General features: G+C 67.5%; 2 pseudogenes. One reads left to right on the top strand and one right to left on the bottom strand.

What is annotated here, in order from left to right:
* A pseudogene (locus tag G3I42_RS03285) lies at positions 1-1,371 on the bottom strand (VCBS repeat-containing protein); the annotation flags it as partial.
* Between the two features lie 634 nt (positions 1,372-2,005).
* On the opposite strand from G3I42_RS03285, the pseudogene G3I42_RS03280 reads away from it, so the two are divergent.
* Positions 2,006-2,916 (top strand): annotated as a pseudogene (locus G3I42_RS03280) (RHS repeat protein); the annotation flags it as partial.

Raw genomic sequence — 2,916 nt, 5'->3', positions numbered from 1 at the left:
GGTGTTGCCGATGAGGCCGTAGGGCGCCGTGTCACCGCAGCCCTTGCTGTTCTTCGTCGAGGGGATGGTGTCCAGTGCGGTGGGGGCGCTGGGCGGTGTGTTGTACGTGGTGGACATGACGGCGGACTTGGCGTCGAACTTCTTCCAGCCGTAGACGTCACTCTCGTTGTCCGCCGACAACTCCAGAGTGATGGAGTTCCACTTGCTGGAAGCCGCGTCCTGGGCGCCCTTGGTGACGTCGAACGCCAGGTTCCCGGCCGGGCAGCCCGAGCCCCATCCCTTGGCGTCAGTGGCGTCATCCATCTTCTCGCGGCGCGTGGGGCGGTTGTTCCAGGTCGTGGAGGCACCGATGACGGCGGTGCGCCACAGGTTGACCTTGCGCGCGGTGCATGACCAGGACCACGTGTTCTTGATCCGGAACGTGGACTTGGTGACCTGCTTGTTCGTGTCCCAGAGGTTTTTGGTGTTCATGCGGAAGTACGAGCGGGCCAGGCCGTTCGTCTCGTTCTCGTAGCCGGAGCGCGCCTCGTTGGTCGTCTTGCCCGAGCCGCCCCAGCCGGCGCCGTTGAAGAACGAGCTGTTGGGGTACTTCTTGTACGCGATGGTCCAGGAGTAGCGGGAGCCGTCGACATAGGGGTCGATGTACACCGGGTACTGGGTCTTCTCACCGGTCAGCAGGTCTTGATCCGGGTGAAGTCGCAGGTTGTCGCCGTCGATGCTCACGGGCATCGCCGCCTCGTTGGCGCCGTGCGGCGGTTCGAACTCACTCGTGTCAGCGGCGGGGCCCGTCTCCTCGGCGGTGCGGGCGGCGAGGGGGGCCGAGGCGGTGGTGCTGTCCCACATGCGGGGGGTGGGCGCGGTGAAGACAAGCTGCCCGGCGGGGTTGAGCGCACTCATGTTGCCGTGTTCGTCGGCCTGGAGTGAGACGCCGTCGGACTTGAGGGCGTAGGTGAGGTTCTTGAGGGCCGGGTCGGCGGCCGCCTCGGGCGTCTTGACGACAAGGAGCTGAGCGAAGCCGGTGGCTCCGGCCCGGAGCTTGAGGTCGACGTCCGGGAGCACGTCGGGGTACGTGGCGGTGTCCTCGGCGATCGTCGGCGAAGGCAGGGCCGCAGGCCACGTAAAGGTCAGCGTGCGGCCGTCCCGCGTGATCGAGGCGAGCGTACGGTCGCCGCCGCCCCCGAAGCGCATGCCGACGCTCGTCGCCTGCGGCTGGATCGCGCCGTCCGCCTCCCGGTGGAGCCGGGTGTCGATGTCGACGAACGCGCCGTTCTGCCGCGTCCACTGGGCGACGGCGTACCGGTCCTCGGTGAACGTCCCGTCAGGGTTGGCGAACACCTGGGACGTCTCGGTCCTGCGCGCGAGCACCTCCACCGACTCACCGCTGTCGGCCGCCCGCTGAGCCGCCTCGGCCTCCGGGCTGGCTGCGAGGCCCGGCCCCGGAGGGGCGGCTGCGGCGGTCGCTGGAATGGCTGCCGCGGTGAGCGCCGATGCGGCAACAAGAGGGAGGAGAAAGCGAGTTGCGGCTCTCTTTCGCCTCTCAAGAGTTCTCTTCATCACTTCTCCTATACACAACCTTCACGAATGCGATCGCGGCGAATTTTACCGCCACAGTCGGGAACGTGCGCCCTCGCCTGTGAGGGGTCAGCGGTTTCATGCCCCATTCCGGTGGCCTGCCAGTAGCTGCCCCTCCTGTGTATCAGTCAAAAATGCCAGGTCGGGCTGCTTGACTGCAATAACGGAAAAAGTAGTCCATGTCCGGAAGTTGAGTGCGTGTAGGTCGAAACTGGATGAGGCGTCACGCTCTCTTTCGCGCGCCCCTTTAGTGTTGCTAAATTTCCTGACTGCATATTGTGAAGAGGAAGGGTGTGTTGTGCTCGAAAAGCGAAGAGCCGCGCGAGGCGGAGGGCGTCGCCGTGGGGCGGCCCCGGGAAGGCGCCTACGCCGGGTCAGGTGGGTGGCGGGTGGCCTTGCCGGCCTGCTGGGCGCGGGGCTCATCGGAGGGCCGGTGGCTGAGGCGGCCGGGCTGGATCTGGTGGATCTCGCGCGACAGAAACCCGTGCCAACCGCTGCCGCCAAGACGCACGGCCTGCACGTGAAGGACGAGACGCGGGGGCGTGCCTGGAAGGTCCCGAAGGTTGCCTGGCCGAAGGCCGGTGTCGCAGCAGTGTCGTTGCCCGAGACAGCACGGGCACGGGTGAAGGCCGACGGGCTGCCGGTCGGGATTCAACGCGCCACGGCGAAGGCGGGGCCGAGCAAGGCTGATGTCCAGCTCCTGGACCGCGAGACGTCGCGTCGCATGGGCATCGAGGGGATGGTCCTCGCCGTGCGGCCGACCTCGGGCGCGGCGGGCAAGGCCAACGTGCAGGTGGACTACAGCGCGATTCGTGGAGCGTACGGAGCCGACTGGGCCTCGCGTCTGACGCTGAAGCAGCTGCCCGACTGCGTGCTCGACGCACCGGGTTCCGCCCAGTGCGGCACGGGGGAAACACTCGACTCGGTGGTGAACGACACTGCCGCCGGCACTGTCTCCGGCGTCGTCGCCTTGGGCAAAGCCGCTGTGCACGCGCAGTCCGATCCGGTCGAAGCCGCGCCGTCCACGGCGCGCTCGGCTACGGGTCTTTCGGCCACGAGCGGTACGGTCCTGCTGGCCGCCACGGCGTCTGCGTCGGGTGCTTCCGGTGACTTCGGGGCCACGTCGCTGGCGCCTTCGTCGAACTGGTCGGCCGGCGGTTCCAACGGTGGTTTCTCGTGGTCGTACGACATTGACACCCCGGAGGTTCCGGGCGGTGTCGAGCCGGAACTGTCCCTGGGCTACAACTCGCAGTCGGTGGACGGCCGTACGGCGGCGACGAACAACCAGGCGAACTGGATCGGTGACGGCTGGTCGATGGAGCCGGGCTACATCGAGCGCCGGTA

The sequence above is a fragment of the Streptomyces sp. SID11385 genome (assembly GCF_010548245.1).
In the GTDB taxonomy this organism is placed as follows: Bacteria; Actinomycetota; Actinomycetes; order Streptomycetales; family Streptomycetaceae; genus Streptomyces.
Note: the sequence above shows the minus strand (reverse complement) of the source record. Positions and strands in the feature narration are given on the sequence as shown.